12 protein-coding genes are annotated in these 16031 nt (G+C 60.0%); 4 read left to right on the top strand and 8 right to left on the bottom strand.

What is annotated here, in order from left to right:
• Positions 1-111: 111 nt before the first annotated feature.
• The 7 genes from G536_RS28520 to G536_RS0117130 all read right to left on the bottom strand — a co-directional run bounded on the left by G536_RS28520 (position 112) and on the right by G536_RS0117130 (position 6304).
• A complete protein-coding gene (locus G536_RS28520) occupies positions 112-717 on the bottom strand; it encodes an SMI1/KNR4 family protein (protein WP_022824822.1) in 606 nt (201 codons plus the stop codon).
• Between the two features lie 159 nt (positions 718-876).
• The gene (locus G536_RS0117100) at positions 877-1146 is read right to left on the bottom strand and encodes a hypothetical protein (protein WP_022824823.1); all 270 of its coding nucleotides are present in this window, start codon (positions 1144-1146) and stop codon (positions 877-879) included.
• 10 nt (positions 1147-1156) lie between these two features.
• The gene (locus G536_RS0117105; RefSeq protein WP_022824824.1) at positions 1157-2194 is read right to left on the bottom strand and encodes a S41 family peptidase; all 1038 of its coding nucleotides are present in this window, start codon (positions 2192-2194) and stop codon (positions 1157-1159) included.
• A gap of 48 nt (positions 2195-2242) precedes the next feature.
• Positions 2243-2908: a hypothetical protein gene (locus G536_RS0117110; RefSeq protein ID WP_022824825.1), complete on the bottom strand. Its 666-nt coding sequence runs from the start codon at positions 2906-2908 to the stop codon at positions 2243-2245.
• 18 nt (positions 2909-2926) lie between these two features.
• On the bottom strand, positions 2927-4642 hold the full coding sequence (locus G536_RS28525) for a M28 family metallopeptidase (RefSeq protein ID WP_022824826.1): 1716 nt from the start codon (positions 4640-4642) through the stop codon (positions 2927-2929).
• Between the two features lie 45 nt (positions 4643-4687).
• On the bottom strand, positions 4688-5407 hold the full coding sequence (locus G536_RS0117120; protein WP_022824827.1) for an SGNH/GDSL hydrolase family protein: 720 nt from the start codon (positions 5405-5407) through the stop codon (positions 4688-4690).
• A 252-nt stretch (positions 5408-5659) separates the two neighbouring features.
• Positions 5660-6304, bottom strand: coding sequence for a hypothetical protein (locus tag G536_RS0117130; RefSeq protein WP_022824829.1), 645 nt, complete (start codon positions 6302-6304; stop codon positions 5660-5662).
• Positions 6305-6385: 81 nt separating this feature from the next.
• On the opposite strand from G536_RS0117130, the gene G536_RS0117135 reads away from it, so the two are divergent.
• Entirely contained in the window at positions 6386-7144 is a 759-nt protein-coding gene (locus tag G536_RS0117135; RefSeq protein WP_022824830.1) for a nucleotidyltransferase domain-containing protein, read from the top strand.
• Between the two features lie 130 nt (positions 7145-7274).
• Positions 7275-8378, top strand: coding sequence for a DNA polymerase beta superfamily protein (locus tag G536_RS28530; RefSeq protein WP_022824831.1), 1104 nt, complete (start codon positions 7275-7277; stop codon positions 8376-8378).
• Between the two features lie 60 nt (positions 8379-8438).
• Here the strand turns inward: G536_RS28530 and G536_RS0117145 are convergent, their stop codons facing one another.
• Positions 8439-8678: a hypothetical protein gene (locus tag G536_RS0117145; protein WP_157530717.1), complete on the bottom strand. Its 240-nt coding sequence runs from the start codon at positions 8676-8678 to the stop codon at positions 8439-8441.
• A gap of 418 nt (positions 8679-9096) precedes the next feature.
• Here G536_RS0117145 and G536_RS0117150 point away from each other — a divergent pair, with 418 nt between their 5' ends.
• Positions 9097-15255 carry a carboxypeptidase-like regulatory domain-containing protein gene (locus G536_RS0117150; protein WP_022824833.1) on the top strand — a complete coding sequence of 2053 codons (6159 nt, stop codon included), beginning with the start codon at positions 9097-9099 and terminating at the stop codon, positions 15253-15255.
• 113 nt (positions 15256-15368) lie between these two features.
• Positions 15369-16031, top strand: a complete 663-nt coding sequence (locus tag G536_RS0117155) for an HAD family hydrolase (protein ID WP_022824834.1) — start codon at positions 15369-15371, stop codon at positions 16029-16031.

Consider the following 16031-nt stretch of genomic DNA (forward strand, 5'->3'; position numbering starts at 1 on the left):
GTTAGTTGTATGATGTACGCTTCTGCACCAACGGCGCAGAGGCGTACGTATTTAGTGGTAAAGTTCCTGCAACTGTTCGGAAAACCGGCCCGACTCACATGGGTCAAGTCGTTAGCTAGGATTTGAGGCGCTATCAGTTGCTATTTTGTCGGCTGAGGGAGTAGGTAACTCTTGAAAATCAGAGAAGTCATCGTCGGTGTCGGACGCCGCAAACTGCTCCTCGTTTACCAGACCAGCCAGAAACTCCTGAAAATTGTTTGCTAGAAAGGTGATGTTCGGTTCCTCGTCCTCCTCCACGCTGACGTGCACCACCTGCGGCTCGCCCTGCGCCCCACACCGCCGATAATCGAGCATGACGGCATCGTGACCAGCCGAGGGGCACTGTGCCATCACAACACCGATAGAAGGGTAACCCCATTCGTCAAGCATAAACTGGCTGCCCAACTCGTCGGAATCAATGCCCCACTGGCCTCCAATACCACAGATGCCACTGATGGCAATATGGTCGTCGGCCCAAGAGGTGGCCGTTGCAGTGGGGTAGCACGTGTTGCGCGGCGTACCGCCGTTTTTGCTTTTCAGCAGCTGAATATAAGAACCCGGAAGCTTGTAGCCCAAGTCCTTTTCAGCTTGGCTAATCATAGCCGGAGTGAGTGGGGCGGGGTTGGTATAGTAATCGGAATCGTCCCAGAAAGTTGAGGTGTCTATGGCGGGTAGCATAGGTATTGATGTATGTTAATGTATTGTTGAATAGTGATATACGGGTTTGTAGTACTGGCTGAATGGGTTGGAGGGCATGACCTCAACCACCCGTAGTAACGAGGATAATACCATTCAATTCCACCTCCGTATAGGCCTGCATTTCAGGCTTGGACTTCATCACTTTGATGTCCTGGATTTGCTGCGGCGCTGTTTTTCCAGTTGAGCACCAGTTACCGGAACGCCGTTCAGCAGTATCAACACTTTGTAGTACTTATAGGCTGCGTTGCGCTGCTCGACTACAGCATTGACTTGGGCTGCCGAAAGCCGCACGGACGTAGCAGCGGATGAACCACTGATGCTTTTCGCCACGGCTACGTCGGTCTTTCTTAGCTCCTGCTCGAAATCAGCTACTTGCTTGCTGAAGAGTTGCCGCCCTAGTTGCCACATGGCTCGAAGTCTATTTTCGGGCGGTTTTCAGCCACTTCAGCGCCGCCGCTACTTTGGCATCTTTGCGCAGGTCCGTGAAGTCGTCGCCACCGGGAACAAGTACGTCGGGGGGGAGGTGGGTTTTGTAGATGACGTGGTTCCGGTCGGTTTCCTGCATGCCGGCAATGGTGAGGTAGGAGTTGCCGCTGATGCGGTGGCTTTCGTTGGACGTGGTGGCGCCGTAGGTAGGCTCCCCGAACGAGCGAGTAGCTGGGCGCCCCCGCAGACTGATGGCCACAATTTCGCCGGAGCTGGCGGTCATGCCGCTGAGCAGCACGGCCACGGGCTTGTTGGTGCGGCGCACCGGGCAGCGGTTTTGCAGTGTTGTGACTTGCATCGTGTCCATGTAGAAGTTGCCCTGCCGCAGGTACCACTGCTGGTCGGGCTTGCCGTCTTTGTCTACGAAGCCGCCCAGATGCCCGTCGCCGATGAGGGGGGCGAGGCCGGCTAGCATGGGGGCCATGGCGCCGCCGTCGTTCAGGCGCAAATCAATAATCCAGGCTTTGGCCTTATCGGGGTAGATACCACACAGAGAATCCTGCACCACCAGCGCCGCGTCGCGCATGGCCTGCAAGCTGCCCCCGGCGTTGATGCCCGGCAGCTGCACGTAGCCGATATTGCCAGGCAGCATCTTTACCAGCACGCTGGGCTTCTTCGCCAGCGCTGCTTTTACGGCGGTATTGGTGTAGGGCGTGCGGGCCGGGTTGCGCCACTTGTAGGTTTTGCCCTTGTAGGTCAGCCAGCCGTGGTCGTCCTTGAGCTGCTCGAACACAAACGGATAAATCGGCAGCAACTCCCGCACCGATTGCGCACCCTGGGCTTTCTGCTGCACCGCTTGGCGCAGCTGCGGCCAGTTCACGGTGCCCCGTTCCAGCGAGTAGGTTTCCAGCAGCGTCAAACTCTTGTCGAGAAAGGTTTGCACGGAATCAGGGAGTGGGGCCGGCGCGGTTTGGCACCGGGCCGCACGGGTAGCAACGAGCAGCAGCACAAGTAATCCGAGTTTCTTCATGTAGCGAAGATGCGGATTGCGGGTGGAGGGTTGGTTGGGGTGGTAGGCTTAATTGCTTGGCTTGTGTCGATTGCGCAAAAGCTCAAGATACCGTTCAAGCCATTCCTGCTTACCACTATATATTTTCAGCAAGGCTTGCGCTATTGCTTCCAGCTCGGTGTAAAGTGGTTCGAAGTCGTAATTATCACCGGCTAACCGTTCGAAAGGCCGAAGGGGACTCATATCCATTAGAGCATTTAAGGCAACGTACTGGATATGAGGATTGATATCCAGTAATAGACTCCTCAATGTGTACATTACCAGCGTTGGATGCTGGTGAATGTGGGCGTTTCTACCCAATGCCCATGTGCACATTTCTTTGCTACGGTCATCGGTAGAAGAAGTAATGCACTCAATAAGCTCATTTATTGAGTTTTCGCCCGTTACGCTTAAGGCCCAGATAGCTCTGTCAACTACAGGCCCATTGTTTGTGGTGAGCAGCTGAAGCAGTTTTGGGGTAAGCAGTTTTGCATCTCGTTGTACTTGAATAGGATACTTCTTGATTAACATATCAAGACTAAAGAATACTACTCCATTATCTGGGCTAGCGAGATTTGCTACTGTTATGTCATATAGCTCGGGCATTGCTTTCAGCACAGAAAGCTCCCTCAGAGTAGCTAGCTGTTCTTCAGTATCATTCGAACATAAGTGCTCTAGCGCTTCTTTGGCCGTCATATGATCTTCTTGTAGCGCCTACTTTCCGCCCATACTCTTGTCCCGTGCGCCCTTGAACTCCGAGCCGGCGCGCCACTTCGGGAACGTGGTTTCGCTGGCTAGGCGCTGGCCTACGCGGAAATAGAGTTGGGCATCTTGGGCAATGCCGGTCAGGTCCCAGCTAGGGTCGAACTGGTCGGCAGGCTTGTGGTACATATTGGTGGTGTAGTTCTGGCGCTGCTGGGCAATGGTGGCCTTGCCGCCGGTACGGCTCTCGAAGCCGCCGCTGGCGTAGAGTGAGGGCACGCCCACGTGGGCAAAGCTGAAGTGGTCGGAGCGGTAGAACATGCCGGTTTCGGGCGTTTGGTCGGGCAGCAGGTAGCGTTCCTGCTCCTTAGCGGCGGCGCGGGCGTAGTCCTCCAGCTCCGACTGCCCATAACCGATAACGGTGAGGTCCTTCATCGGGCCGTAGGGCCAGAGCATGTCCATGTTCAAGTCAGCCACGGTTTTGTTGAGCGGGAAGGGTGGATGCTGGGCGTAGTAAGCCGAGCCGAGCAAACCCTGTTCTTCGCCGGTTACGGCCAGAAACACAATGCTGCGCTGGGGCTTCTCCTTGGTTTTCTGGAAGGCTTCGGCGATGCTGAGCAGGGCGGCTAGGCCGGTGCCATCGTCCACGGCGCCGTTGTAGATGGAGTCGCCGGCAATGGCTTTGCCCACCCCGAAATGGTCCCAGTGGGCTGAGTAGATGATGTACTCGTTGGGGCGAGTGGTGCCGGGCAGCACGGCCAGCACGTTGCGCGAGGTCTGGCTGCGGGTCTTGTTGCGGATGCTACCCGTGAGCGTGAGCCCAGCCAGTGGCCGGGGCCGGAAGCCGCGGGTGTTGGCAGCGGTGTACAGTTGCTCGTAGCTAGAGCCAGCAATAGTGAACAGTCGTTTAGCCGCTTCCAACGTCAGCCAGCCTTCCAGGGCGCACTTGTCGGCGCCTTTGTTGCTGGTTTGGGCGCGCAGTTTCGGGCTGATGGCCCCGCTCAATACCACGCTCCAGGGGTAAGCGGCGGGCTTGGTGTCGTGTACGATGAGCAGGCCGGCGGCGCCGTGGCGGGCGGCTTCTTCGTATTTGTAGGTCCAGCGGCCGTAATAGGTCATGGCTTTGCCCTTGAACAGGGTGGTGTCGGTGCCCGCGTTGCCGGGGTCATTGACGAGCACTACCACGGTTTTGCCTTTCACGTCGAGGCCGGCGTAATCGTCCCAGCCATACTCCGGGGCCACCACGCCGTAGCCAGCAAATACCAGCGGCGAGTTCGTGACGTTTACTAGCGGCTGCTCGCGCTGGGTGAAGGCTACGAAATCGGTTTTGTATTGCAGGTCCAGGCTCTGACCGTTGCCCTTTATTTGCAGGGTAGTGTTCGGGGTGCCAGTAATTTCCACCAGCGGCACCGGCTGGAAGTACGTGGTAGCCGATCCCGCGCCGGTGCCATCGGGCAACACGGCTTTCAGGCCGAGCCGCTTGAACTCGTCGGCCAGGTATTGCGTGCTGCGCTGCTCACCCGTAGTGAACGGCTTGCGACCCAACATTTCATCGGAGGAAACTGCTTGCAAATACTTGCTGATGTTGGCGGCGCTAATGGGCTCAGCAGCAGCGGCCGTACTTGGCTGCGCGCTGCCAGGACGAGTGCCTGGTACTGATTGGCTGAGGGCAGCGCTACTGGTAAAACCGCTCAAGAGTAAGGCAGCCAGGATATTATGGTAGTTCATGACGGGGCGAAGTGGTAGCGAAAAGAAAGGGCGCCGGATATACGGTTACTTCAGTTTTTGCTTGAGGGCCTCAGCGGTGGCCTTTTGCAGCAGCGGCTCCATTACTTGGTAGCCGGCTAGGGTGGGGTGCACCCCGTCGGCGGCGTAGGCAACGGGTAGGCCCTGCCGTTCGTCGGCCATAGCCTTGTGGTAGTCGAGATACACCAAGCGCTGCTGGCGGGCGTAGGCTTTGATTTGCTCGTTTAGAGCCACAATTTTAGGCGCCGGATTCAGGCCCTTGCGCCACCAGAAGTCGGCGGCAGGCAGCACTGAGCACAGCACCACCCGCACCCCGTTGGTTCGGGCCAACTCGGCCATGGATATGATGTTGTTGAGGGTGGCGTGCTGGTTGTAGGGGCCGGTGTTTTCGGCAATGTCGTTGGCACCGGCCAGAATAACCACCACCGCGGGCCGCAGCTCTAGCACATCTTGGCGAAAGCGCACCAGCATTTGCGGCGAAGTCTGCCCGCTGATGCCCCGCCCGATGTATTCGTAGGACTTGTCGGCAAAAAACGCGGAGTCGGTTTTGGGCCAGGCATCGGTGATGGAATTGCCGAGCAGTACCACGCGGGACTTGCCAGCCACTGGGGCTGCTAGCTGCTGGTTGGCACTGGCATAACGGGCAAGCTTAGCCCAGTCGGTTTCAGGCTTGGGAGCGGCTTGCTGAGCCAGCAGGGGCGTAGTTAAGAGGGCGGCCGCCAGCAAGGAAAAGAGCAGGTGTTTCATAGCAAGGTGAGGTTGGCGAGAAGGAGGCCGGGAGCGTTGAAGGTAGAAATACGGCGCAAAACAACCGCATAATTCGGTATGCTGCGCACTAGCACTGGCAATAGGATAGTGGCCAAAACCTTATAGAGCACCACGCAGGAGCTACTACCAATCAAATGTACTTTCCCAGGCAGCGGCGCGGCTACTTCTAGCTCAACAAGAACGGCGCTGATACGGAATAGAGTGCAACCGTAGGCGGAAGATGAGTGCGTGTCACTGGCTTGATAAGCTGTCTACCCACGCAATAAACTCGGCCGGTAAACCGGGTGGATTTGCCTGCGTAGTCCACTGAACGTTCTGGGTGCTGTATTCAAGCTCATGAACAATGATTGGAATGGCTCGGCCAAATACGGTTTGGATGGTGCCATCTGCGTGAAGGCGACGCGCTAGGTCAATCACTACGGCCATGAAGGCTTCCTGAATGCTTTCTGCTTGCGCCAGCAAGTGGTCTAGCGCAGGTTCGTCTTCCTCCGCGTCTTCGTACTGGTCGTCGGTGTAATAACCCGGCAGAGTTGTTGCCCACTGCGTGAACTCGCCGTCTTCCCCACCACTACTAAGCAGTTCGTTCTGCAACCAGAAAGCAAAATTCCACTTGGCTTCCGCTGCATCGGCCGACAACGGATACGATACGGCTTGTTCAGTTTCTGCCTTTGAAAAGCTGCTGTGCCATTGCGCAGCGGTGTTATAACCGACAGTCAACAGAGGCTTGCGTGGGTCGTCGTCTAGGTTGTCTTTCCAGAAGGACAGGGCATAAACCGCCGCCACCTCGGTGGGTGCAAGGGCGGCCAGCGCAGTGGCAAGTTGCTGGTAGTCACGCTGAGCCCAAGTGGGAAGCGCCGACGGGTGGGTGGTTGACATCCGCAAAAGTGTTGTTGAGCAGGAATATGCAAATTTGCCTGAGCATTCCGTTCCCCGCATCCTATCTGCTGTATTGTTGACATGCAACGTCGTATCCAAGCTGCCCTCACCCAGCTCGAAACCACCCACCACATCCGCATTCTGTACGCCTGTGAGTCGGGCAGCCGGGCCTGGGGCTTCCCCTCGCCGGATTCCGACTACGATGTGCGCTTCATCTATAGCCACCCGGCCGACTGGTACCTAACCCTGGACGACGGCCCCGACACCCTCAACTTCCCCGTAGATGCGGAGTTGGACCTGGCTGGTTGGGAGTTGCGCAAAGCCCTAAAGCTGCTGCGCGGTTCCAACGCGGCGCTGTTTGAGTGGCTTCAGTCGCCGGTAGTGTACGCGGAAGCGGCCGGGTTTCGGGCGGCGCTGGAACCCGTGCTGCCAGCGTGCTGGAACCCGCGTGCCGGCTTGCACCATTACACCGGCCTGATGCGGCGCGGCGTAACGGACGACCTGACGGGTGCGGAGGTGCGCCTGAAACGGCTGTTCTACGCCCTGCGCTCCACGTTGGCCGCCCGCTGGATTCAGCAGCGCCCCACCGAAGTACCCCCAATGGAGTTTGCTAGGCTGCGTGAATCACTGCCGCCTGAGCTGAATGGCATTGTAGACGAGCTGCTTACCCGCAAAGCTACTGCCGATGAGAAAACCACCGTGCCGCACCCAACCGCGCTGGTCGAGTATCTGCAAGCAGAGTACGCAGCCGCTCTACCTGCCCGCGCCACGCTGCCCATCACCCGCCCCACCGATCCTACACCGGAGTTGGATGCGCTGTTTCGAGCGTGGCTATTGTAGGTTGCCTGAGGATATCTTCTCCCAGGAATAAAGCCCGATACTGTAAGTAGAACTAGCTGAACAATTCTATCCAATCAGGCTACTGCCATCCTTTACAAAATCCGTGCAATCCGATAAATCTGCAAAATCCGTGATTCAGATAGCTGACCTGCGCCGGCGCAACCTGATTCTCTTCGAGGCCATCAGTGGCAGCCGTGCCTACGGCACCAACCTGCCCCACTCCGATACCGACTTGAAAGGCGTGTTCATTCTGCCCGAAACCGAGTTCTACGGCCTTAATTATGTGCCCCAGGTAGCCAACGACACCAACGATGAGGTGTTCTATGAGTTGCGCCGCTTCGTGGAGCTGCTGCTCAAGAACAATCCCACGGTGCTGGAACTGCTCGGCACGCCCCCCGACTGCGTGGTGTACCGCCACCCGCTGTTCGAGGTGTTTCGGGCCGCGGATTTCCTTTCCAAGCTGTGCCGCCAAAGCTTCGCCGAGTACGCCGTAGCCCAGATTCGGAAGGCCAAAGGCTTGAACAAGAAAATCAACTACCCCGAGCCGCCCGCCCGCAAATCGGTGCTGGACTTTTGCTACGTGACGGTGGGTGCGGGTGCGCAGCCGGTAGCCACTTGGCTGGAACGGCGCGGCTACCAGGCCAGCCAGTGCGGCCTAGCCAACGTAAATCACCTCAACGACTTATACGCCGTGTTCGTGGACGATACGCCCGAGCAGCGCCACAACTACCGGGGCCTGGTGCGCGACCCGGAAACCTCGCAGGATGTGCTGCTGTCGGCGGTGCCGAAGGGGGAAACGCCTGTTGCCTACCTCAGCTTCAACCGCAACGGCTACAGCACCTACTGCCGGGTGTTTCGCGAGTACAAGGAGTGGGAGCAGAAGCGCAACCCCGAGCGGTACCAGAACACCGTGCAGCACGGCAAAAACTACGACGCCAAGAACATGTTGCACGTGTTTCGGCTGCTGCGCATGGCCGAGGAAATTGCCACCGAGGGGCAAATTCACGTCCGCCGCCCCGACCGGGACTTCTTGCTGAAAATCCGCCGCGGTGCCTTCGAGTACGAGCAACTGGTAACCGAGGCTGAGGCGCTGGTGGAACGGGTGGAAGCGGCCTTCATCACTTCCGCACTGCCTCAGGCCCCCGACCCCGAAGCCGCCGAACAGCTGCTGGTGCAGGTGCGGCAGGCGTGGTACGCGGCGTCAAAAAGCGAAAAGCCTTACCCTACGGCGTAGAGAAAGGCTTTTCGTAGCCGGAAACAAAGTCGGGCCAAAGGTTGGAAGCGCAGTAGCTGCTTAGATGCGGCTGGCGCGGGTAGGCGTGCGTTTTACTTTCGAGTGGCTTCTTTTGCGGGCCCCGAACAAGCTCCGTTTGCCCCGGTTGCGGTGGCCTTTATAGATTTTGTAGCTGGGGCGGTGCGTAAACATCCGACCTTTCATTTTGGCGCGGGCGTAGGCCGTGGGGCGGGCCGCTTCAGTCGGCTCCACGCCGCTCACGAGTAACAAGGCAAACAACAACAGCAGGGTCCTGATCATACCGAAAACAAGTTTGGTGTGCTGGTATAAACTCAAGAGTGGGGCCAAAAATTGCCTTTCACCCAGAATCAGTAAAATATTTTTGTTGTGCGTTTGCAAATATTAGCGGCTGAGAAGGGAGTTAGGAAGCGGACACCAGATGAGGATGACAGTCGGTTAAAGCGGAGTTTTTCAAGAGAACTGTTTGACATACAGTGATATAAAAAGAACGTCATGCAGAGGCGGAGCCGAAGCATCTCGCGTGCTGACGTTGCCAATGCATTCAAACGACCATGAGCGAGATGCTTCGGCTCCACCTCTGCATGACGACCATCTTAGTTGAAAGCTATTTCAGTATTTTCAAAAAATAAACTGTCTCAATTGTGTGGAATTGGGGGAAGCGGCGCATCGGTAGAGAAACGCTCTAGCCGTCCCGCCTATGTTCCGATACCTACTTGCCCTGTTCTTATTGTTGCCGTGCACGCTACTGGCTCAGCAGAAACTGCCCAAGGCCCGCCAGCGCAGCTACTTCACCAAAGTATTCCGCCTTACCGACGCCCAAACCCGGCAGCTCTACGAAAGCAGCCTGAGCGCCGCCCGGCCCGAGTTTTTCACCCAACCCGTTGATTCATTCCCGACCGACAGCGTACGGCTGGCATACCGGCGGCCCCTGCTGGCGGGGTACTACCTAGTAGCTCACACCGAAGGCCCGAAGCTGGTGTACTGGCTGCGCTCCGTCACTGATCGGCAACTCACCGTCCTCGATAACCAGGTGGATTTGACCGTATTGGTGCGTGACTCGTTGGGTAACCTGCTGGAAAACGCCCGCGTGACGCTGCCCCAGGGCCAGGCTGTGCCCTACGATGCCGCCACCCGCACCTATCGGCTGCCCGGCAAAGCTGCTCGGGCCGGGCTGCTGGCCGTGGAGCAAGGCGGGCGCACCACGTTTCATGCCTTGGAGCAGACGTTTCCGTATGCGCAGTCGGCGGCGCGGCGGCAGTCTTGGTCGTGGCGGCGGGTGTACGGGCGGGTGGTGTACGGCTTCCCGCTAGGCTACCTTACGCGGCCGGCTCGTAACTTGGTATATAGTCTGTTGCATCCGTCCTACGCCACTACCGGGCTGGTAGGGCTGTTGCGTTCGGTGTTCAATGAAGATGTGCGGGAACAACGGCAGGACCGCCGCCAGCAGAAGCGCCAAACTGGCTGGGTAAGCTACTTCGCCCTCAGCAAGCCCCGCTACCGCCCCACCGGTGACACCATGCGCCTGAAGGCCCGCATTCTGCGCCAGCGCGACGGCCGTCCGTACCGCAAGCCGCTAGAACTGTGGCTAGCGGGCAGCACCTCCTACAAACCCCGCCTGATAGCTACGCTAAAGCCCTTGCGGCCCGGCACCTACCAATACGAATTGCCGCTGCTCGACACGTTGGGTTTGGGGTCCGACCAAACCGTGCAGGTGCGGCTTGCTGAGCCCGGCGACAACGGCGAAACACTAGCCCGAACCGCCTTTCGGCTGGAAGACTACGAGCTGAATAACACCCGCTACACGCTACGAGCCGGTGAAACCCCGCACCGGCGCGGCACCACCCAGGCGTTGTTTCTGCGCGGGCAGGATGCCAACGAACTGAATTTATTGGATGCGCGGGTGCGCCTGAGCGTGACACCCCAGGCCGTGGGTAACTTCCCCGGCCGGCAGGTGTTCGTGCCCGATACCCTCTGGACCCGCGCCCAACCCCTCGACGCCACCGGCGAAACCCGCCTCAATCTGCCCGAAACCGCTCTGCCGCCCGCCAACCTCACGTACGCTGTGCAGGCCACCTTCCTGAACGGCGACAATGAGCGGCGCCAGCAGTCCGCCTCGGTAAACTACGTGCTCGACCCCGGCGAAATCACCTTGGCGCTCCAGCACGACTCGGTGGTGGCCCGCTACCGGGTGCGCGGCAAGGAAAGTGCCCGGCCGGCCACCCTCACGGTGGAATATATCAACTTCAACGGCGTGCATACGAGCCGGAGCAGCCTGGTGCAGCTGCCGCTGGTGCTGTCCGTTGACCCTCGCGCCACCATGTACCGCCTCACCGATGCCGACGGCCACCAGGCAGCGCTGGTAATTAACACCACCGATGCCGACTTGCAATTGCGCTCCGACCGCAGCCACGATTCCATTGCGCTGGCTGTAGACAATCCGCGCCGCCTAAACTTCTGGTACTACCTCTACCGCGGCAACGAGCTGGTGCGCCGCGGCTACGGCCCCGACCTGGCCTTGGCCTTGCCGGCTCCCGGTCCCGAGCCGTGGTATGCTTCGGTGCATTATTTCTGGGCCGGGCGCCTGCAAACCGCTGAGTACAACGTACCGCTGCCCCAGCACCGCCTGCTGGTGCAAGCCGACCAACCCGACGTGGTGTATCCGGGGCAGCGCATCAAGTTGAAGTACACCGTGACGGACGGCGGCGGGCAGCCCGTACCCAACGCCGACCTCACCGCCTACGCCCACACCAGTAAGTTCGAGGTGGCGGAGGCGCCCACGATGCCGGATTTCGAGCCGGCCATAGCCGGGCGGATGTCGCTGCGGCGGTTTCAGTTGGGGGCGGGGTTCGAGAACCAAGCGGAGGCCGCCGCGCAGAAGCCGCTGGCCTGGGGCACGTGGCGCCGCCAACTGGGCCTGGATTCGTTGCGGTTCTATCAGTTTCTGTACCCGGATTTCGGCGCTTTCTACGAGTACCAGGTAGCGCCCGGCGGTATCACCCAACTCTCGCCTTTCGTGGTGGATTCCGGGCGGGTGCAGCCGACGGTGGCCGTGTACGTGGATGGCCTGCCGGTATTTGTAGCCACTGTGAATCAGGAAGAACCCTTTGCCTTAGTGGCCGATAGTGGCCGGCACACCGTAGCCATCCGTACCCCCAATCGGCTCATCACCCTGCGCGACGTGTACCTGCGCCACCTCTGCAAGCTCACGCTCGGCATCGACCCCAACCAACCCTGCCACGAGCTGACCGTGGAGAAGCGTAGTCCGCTTGGAACCCAGGAATTGCAGGAGCTGCAACGTTTTCTGGTGCTAGTTGATAAGAATCAGTTGGATGAGCGGGTCCTCTTGCGCCAGGGCAACCGCCTGCAACCCCTTGGGGCAGGCCGCCCGGTCACGTCGCGCCGCTACAATACCACCAGCTACAGCTACTCCAGCTACAACCGCTACGACCGCGCCACCTACCACCTCGGCGGCCCCTTCCGCCCCGACTCGGTGCTGTTGCGCCGCACCGACGGCATGCGCCGCAAGTTTCTGCTGGAACCCAACTACCGTTACACCTTCGAGCCCAAGCTGCTGAAGATGCGCTGTGTGCAAGGTAACGAGTTTCCGGCACTCAGCCAGGCTACCGATTTCACGGTGCTGCCCTTTGCCGATTTCGCCTACACCGAGGCCGACATGACGCCGCGCCCCGCCACCAATTTCTACCGCGGCTACACCCCCGAGCCGGCACTCAACAACCCCTACAGCACGCCCGTAGGGCAAGGCCGGCTGGTACTGCGGGAGCCCACTCGTAAGGCGGAAGAGCGCGAAACTATGCCCCCAGTGCTGTATACGCTGGTTTCGCAGCCCGGCAACTCCAAGTTCGTGCGGCTGGAACGCTACCTACCCCAAACCATCCATGCCCTGCCCGCGGGCCGCTACCGGGTGGCCCTACTGCTCGCCGACAGCACCGTACTAGCTCCCGCCGCCGATATCCGCATCCAGTCCAATGGGGCCACCTACGTGCAGCTGGAACGCGCTGATTTGCTACCGAAAGGCCCAGCAACCGAGGCGTTGCGCCGTCGTTTCCAGCGCTTGGTGCGTGAGCGGCTGCCCAAGCCCGTGCCGCCTACCGAGCAAGAAATGCGGGAGGAGCGCCGCGAAATCAAGGTTACTGTACCCGTGGTGCCTCAGGCCGGCTGGCGGGTGCAGCGCGGTCGGGTGGAAGACAAAGAAAGTGGCCAAGGCCTACCCGGCGTGACGGTGCTGCTGGAAGGCACCACTATCGGGGTTTCCACGCAGGCTGATGGTAGCTTCGAGCTGAGCGTACCGCCTAAAGGCGTGCTGATATTTTCCTTTATTGGCTATACCTCACAAGAGTATAAGCTGGATGGCCGCGCTATTCTGGTAGGTATGGCCACCGACGCCAAGCATCTAGATGAAGTTGTGGTGGTTGGATATGGAACTCAAAGCCGCAGTAGCATCACGGGGTCCGTTGCCACTATTACCAGTAATGCCCTCCAGGGCCGGGCGGCAGGCGTTGCCATTAGCGGGCAGTCCAGTGGCTCGATGGCAGTTAGAATCCGGGGTGCCGCTGCCGTTAGTGGTAATAGTCAGCCGCTGATCATCGTGGATGGCCTGCCCTTCAACGGTCAGCAGTCCGACCTCGACCCCGACGACATCAGCAGTATCAAAGTGCTGAAGAATGCGGATGCAGCAGCTCTCTACGGCTCACGAGCCGTTAGCGGAGTCATTATTATCAGCACCAAATCCGGCATCGGCGGCCAAACGGCCAAGGGCCTCAACGCCGGCAACGCCACCGGCCCCGACGGCCTCCCGCTAACTGGCCGCGACCCACGCCTAGCGTTGCGCCGCCGCTTCTCCGACTCGGGCTGGTGGCGCCCTACGCTCGTCACCGACCAGCAGGGCCAAGCTAGTACCAACGTCATCGTGCCCGACGACATCACCGGCTGGAACACCTTCGTGCTGGCCTCCGACGACCACGCCCGCACCGGCTCGTTCACCGCTTTCATGCGCTCCTTCAAGGCCGTAATGGGCGAGCTGGCTGCGCCGCGCTTTCTGATTCAGGGCGACCGGGCGCAGCTCATTGGCAAAACCCTGAATTACCTGCCCGATACCGCCCAGGTCACAACCACCTTCCGCATCGGCGATGGTCCAGCCCGCAGCCAGCGCCACGCCGTAGCCACCGCCGTGCTCGATACCCTCACGTTTACGGCTCCGGTTGGGGTTGATTCGGTGGCCGTGAGCTTCGCGCTGGCGCAACCCAACGGCTACCAGGATGGCGAGCTGCGCCACATTCCGGTGCTTCCGGCCGGCACGCGGGAGCGGGTGGGCACCTTCGTGGTGCTTACGGCCGCCGATACTACCCTCACGCTGCCCGTGCGCCCTGAGCTGGGCGAGGTGACCGTGCGGCTGGAAAGTGACCCACTGCCCACGCTGCTCGAAGAAATCCGGCACGTACAGCGCTACGCCTACCTCTGCAATGAGCAAGCCGCGTCCAAACTAAAAACCTTGCTGCTGGAACAGCGCATTCGGGAAACGCTCAAGCAGGAGTTCACCGGCGAGAAAGACGTGAACCGCCTGATCCGGCACTTGTTGCGCGGGCGGCCAGCCAAGCAGCTGTTGTGGGGAACGTGGGTTAATGCGCCGGTAAGTGCCTGGGCAACGCTGCACGTGCTAGAGGCGCTGCTGCAAGCCGAGCAGCAAGGCTACAGCGTGAAGTTTGACCGGGACGCCATTCGCAGCTACCTGCTTAAGCAGCTGGATTATGCCTTTGCTGAAGCCGCCGTGCGCAATGCGCTGTCCACCACGCCCGTCGGCCAGCGCATCGACCAGCTGTATTTCCGCTCTGACGACGACCGAATCCGGCTGCTACACACCCTGCACCGCCTCGGAGCCCAACCTGATTTCCGCAGCTACGTGCTGCGCCTGGAGCGCGAACAGAAAGGCCGCCAGCCCCTCGACCGGTACCTGGCCCTCGCCAACCTGCGCCAGCAACTCGGCTTGCCCTTCCAACTCGATACCCTGCGCCGCTACCGCCTGCGCACCGAGCTGGGCGGCGCGTTCTACGCCGATACCCTGCGGCCGGGCTCGTACTACCGCTACCTGCTGCCCGACCAGATTGCCAACACGCTGCTGGCCTACCGGCTGTTGCGGGCCAAAGGCGGCCAGGAAGCGGAGCTGACCCGCATCCGGACCTATTTGCTCCAACAGCGCCGCACCTACAGCCACTGGAGCAGCACCTACGAAGCCAGCAACATCCTGGAAACCATAACTCCCGACTTGCTGGTGCCCGGCGGCAACGGCCTGGTGGCGCGAGCCCAGCTCAGCGGTGCGCTTACCCAGAGCGTTGAGAAATTTCCGTTTGAAGTGAAGATTCCGGCGTCGGCGGTGGCACTCACCTTGCGCAAAGAGGGCGGCCTGCTGGTGTACGCCACGGCGTATCAGTCGTATTGGAATGCCGCCCCTGAGGCCAAAGCGGCCCCGTTTGTTGTCAGCACGAGGCTGGCCGGGCAGGAGGGAAGCCGGGTGCAACTGCGTGCCGGTCAGCCTACTGAGCTGATTGTAACCATAGATGTAAAGGCCGAGGCGCGCTACGTGCTGCTGGAAGTACCCATTCCGGCCGGCTGCTCCTACGCCGACAAAGCGCCGGGCAATTACTTCGAGGTGCACCGCGAATACCTGCGCCAGCAGGTAGGTATTTTTATAGATGTGCTGCCCATCGGTCGCCACACGTTCCGGGTGGCGCTCCAGCCGCGCTACCGGGGCCGCTACACCGTCAACCCCGCCAAAGCCGAGCTGATGTACTTCCCCACCCGCTTCGGCCGCTCCGCCAGTAAGCAGGCGGTGGTAGAATAGGTGAGATTGTGAAGTTGTGAAATGGTGAGTTTAACGCTCTACAGGATCTACTTGCGCATATTGCATAATCAGAACGTCGGACTCACCATTTCACAACCTCACGATTTCACCATTTGCCCTACTCTCTGCTGCTGCTCGATTATGATGGTACCCTGTGCGATACGCGCGAAGCCATTAAGCACTCCATGCGCCGGACCTTCCAGCTATTGGGATACCCAACGCCCGCCGAAGCCCTGATGGACGAGGCGGTAGGGCGGGGACTGGTGCTGCCCGATATGCTGCTGTGGCTACACCCAGCGGGCACGCTGCCGTTGCCCGCCGTGTGGGTGGAAACCTACCGCATGATTTATAACACCGAGGCAGAGGCCCTGGCTACCCTGTATCCGGGCGCCGAGCAGGTGCTGGCTACCGCCGCCGCGCACGGCCAGCCGGTAGTGGTTATCAGCAACAAAGGCCTCGATATTCTAGAAAAATCCCTGCATCGGCTGGGGCTGCGCGACCAGGTAGCCTTAGTGCTCGGCGACAGTCCCGACCGGGTGCTGCCCCTCAAGCCCAATTCGGCGCTGTTCACCCAGGTGGTGCAGCCCCGCTTCCCCAGCGTCAGCCTTGCCGCCACGCTCATGGTAGGCGACACCGCCACCGACCTGCTTTTCGCCCGTAACTGCGGTATGGCCGCCTGCTGGGCCAGCTACGGCTTCGGGCAGGAAGCGGACTGCCTGCCGCTACATCCCGCGCACCGCATTGATAGTCTGCTGGAGCTACTGCCGCTATTGTAG

Source organism: Hymenobacter norwichensis DSM 15439, assembly GCF_000420705.1.
In the GTDB taxonomy this organism is placed as follows: domain Bacteria; phylum Bacteroidota; class Bacteroidia; order Cytophagales; family Hymenobacteraceae; genus Hymenobacter; species Hymenobacter norwichensis.

Coding starts and splice junctions, on each gene's coding strand:
- G536_RS28520 (WP_022824822.1), bottom strand. CDS start 717: ATGCTACCCGCCATAGACACCTCAACTTTCTGGGACGATTCCGATTAC.
- G536_RS0117100 (WP_022824823.1), bottom strand. CDS start 1,146: ATGTGGCAACTAGGGCGGCAACTCTTCAGCAAGCAAGTAGCTGATTTC.
- G536_RS0117105 (WP_022824824.1), bottom strand. CDS start 2,194: ATGAAGAAACTCGGATTACTTGTGCTGCTGCTCGTTGCTACCCGTGCG.
- G536_RS0117110 (WP_022824825.1), bottom strand. CDS start 2,908: ATGACGGCCAAAGAAGCGCTAGAGCACTTATGTTCGAATGATACTGAA.
- G536_RS28525 (WP_022824826.1), bottom strand. CDS start 4,642: ATGAACTACCATAATATCCTGGCTGCCTTACTCTTGAGCGGTTTTACC.
- G536_RS0117120 (WP_022824827.1), bottom strand. CDS start 5,407: ATGAAACACCTGCTCTTTTCCTTGCTGGCGGCCGCCCTCTTAACTACG.
- G536_RS0117130 (WP_022824829.1), bottom strand. CDS start 6,304: ATGTCAACCACCCACCCGTCGGCGCTTCCCACTTGGGCTCAGCGTGAC.
- G536_RS0117135 (WP_022824830.1), top strand. CDS start 6,386: ATGCAACGTCGTATCCAAGCTGCCCTCACCCAGCTCGAAACCACCCAC.
- G536_RS0117145 (WP_157530717.1), bottom strand. CDS start 8,678: ATGATCAGGACCCTGCTGTTGTTGTTTGCCTTGTTACTCGTGAGCGGC.
- G536_RS0117150 (WP_022824833.1), top strand. CDS start 9,097: ATGTTCCGATACCTACTTGCCCTGTTCTTATTGTTGCCGTGCACGCTA.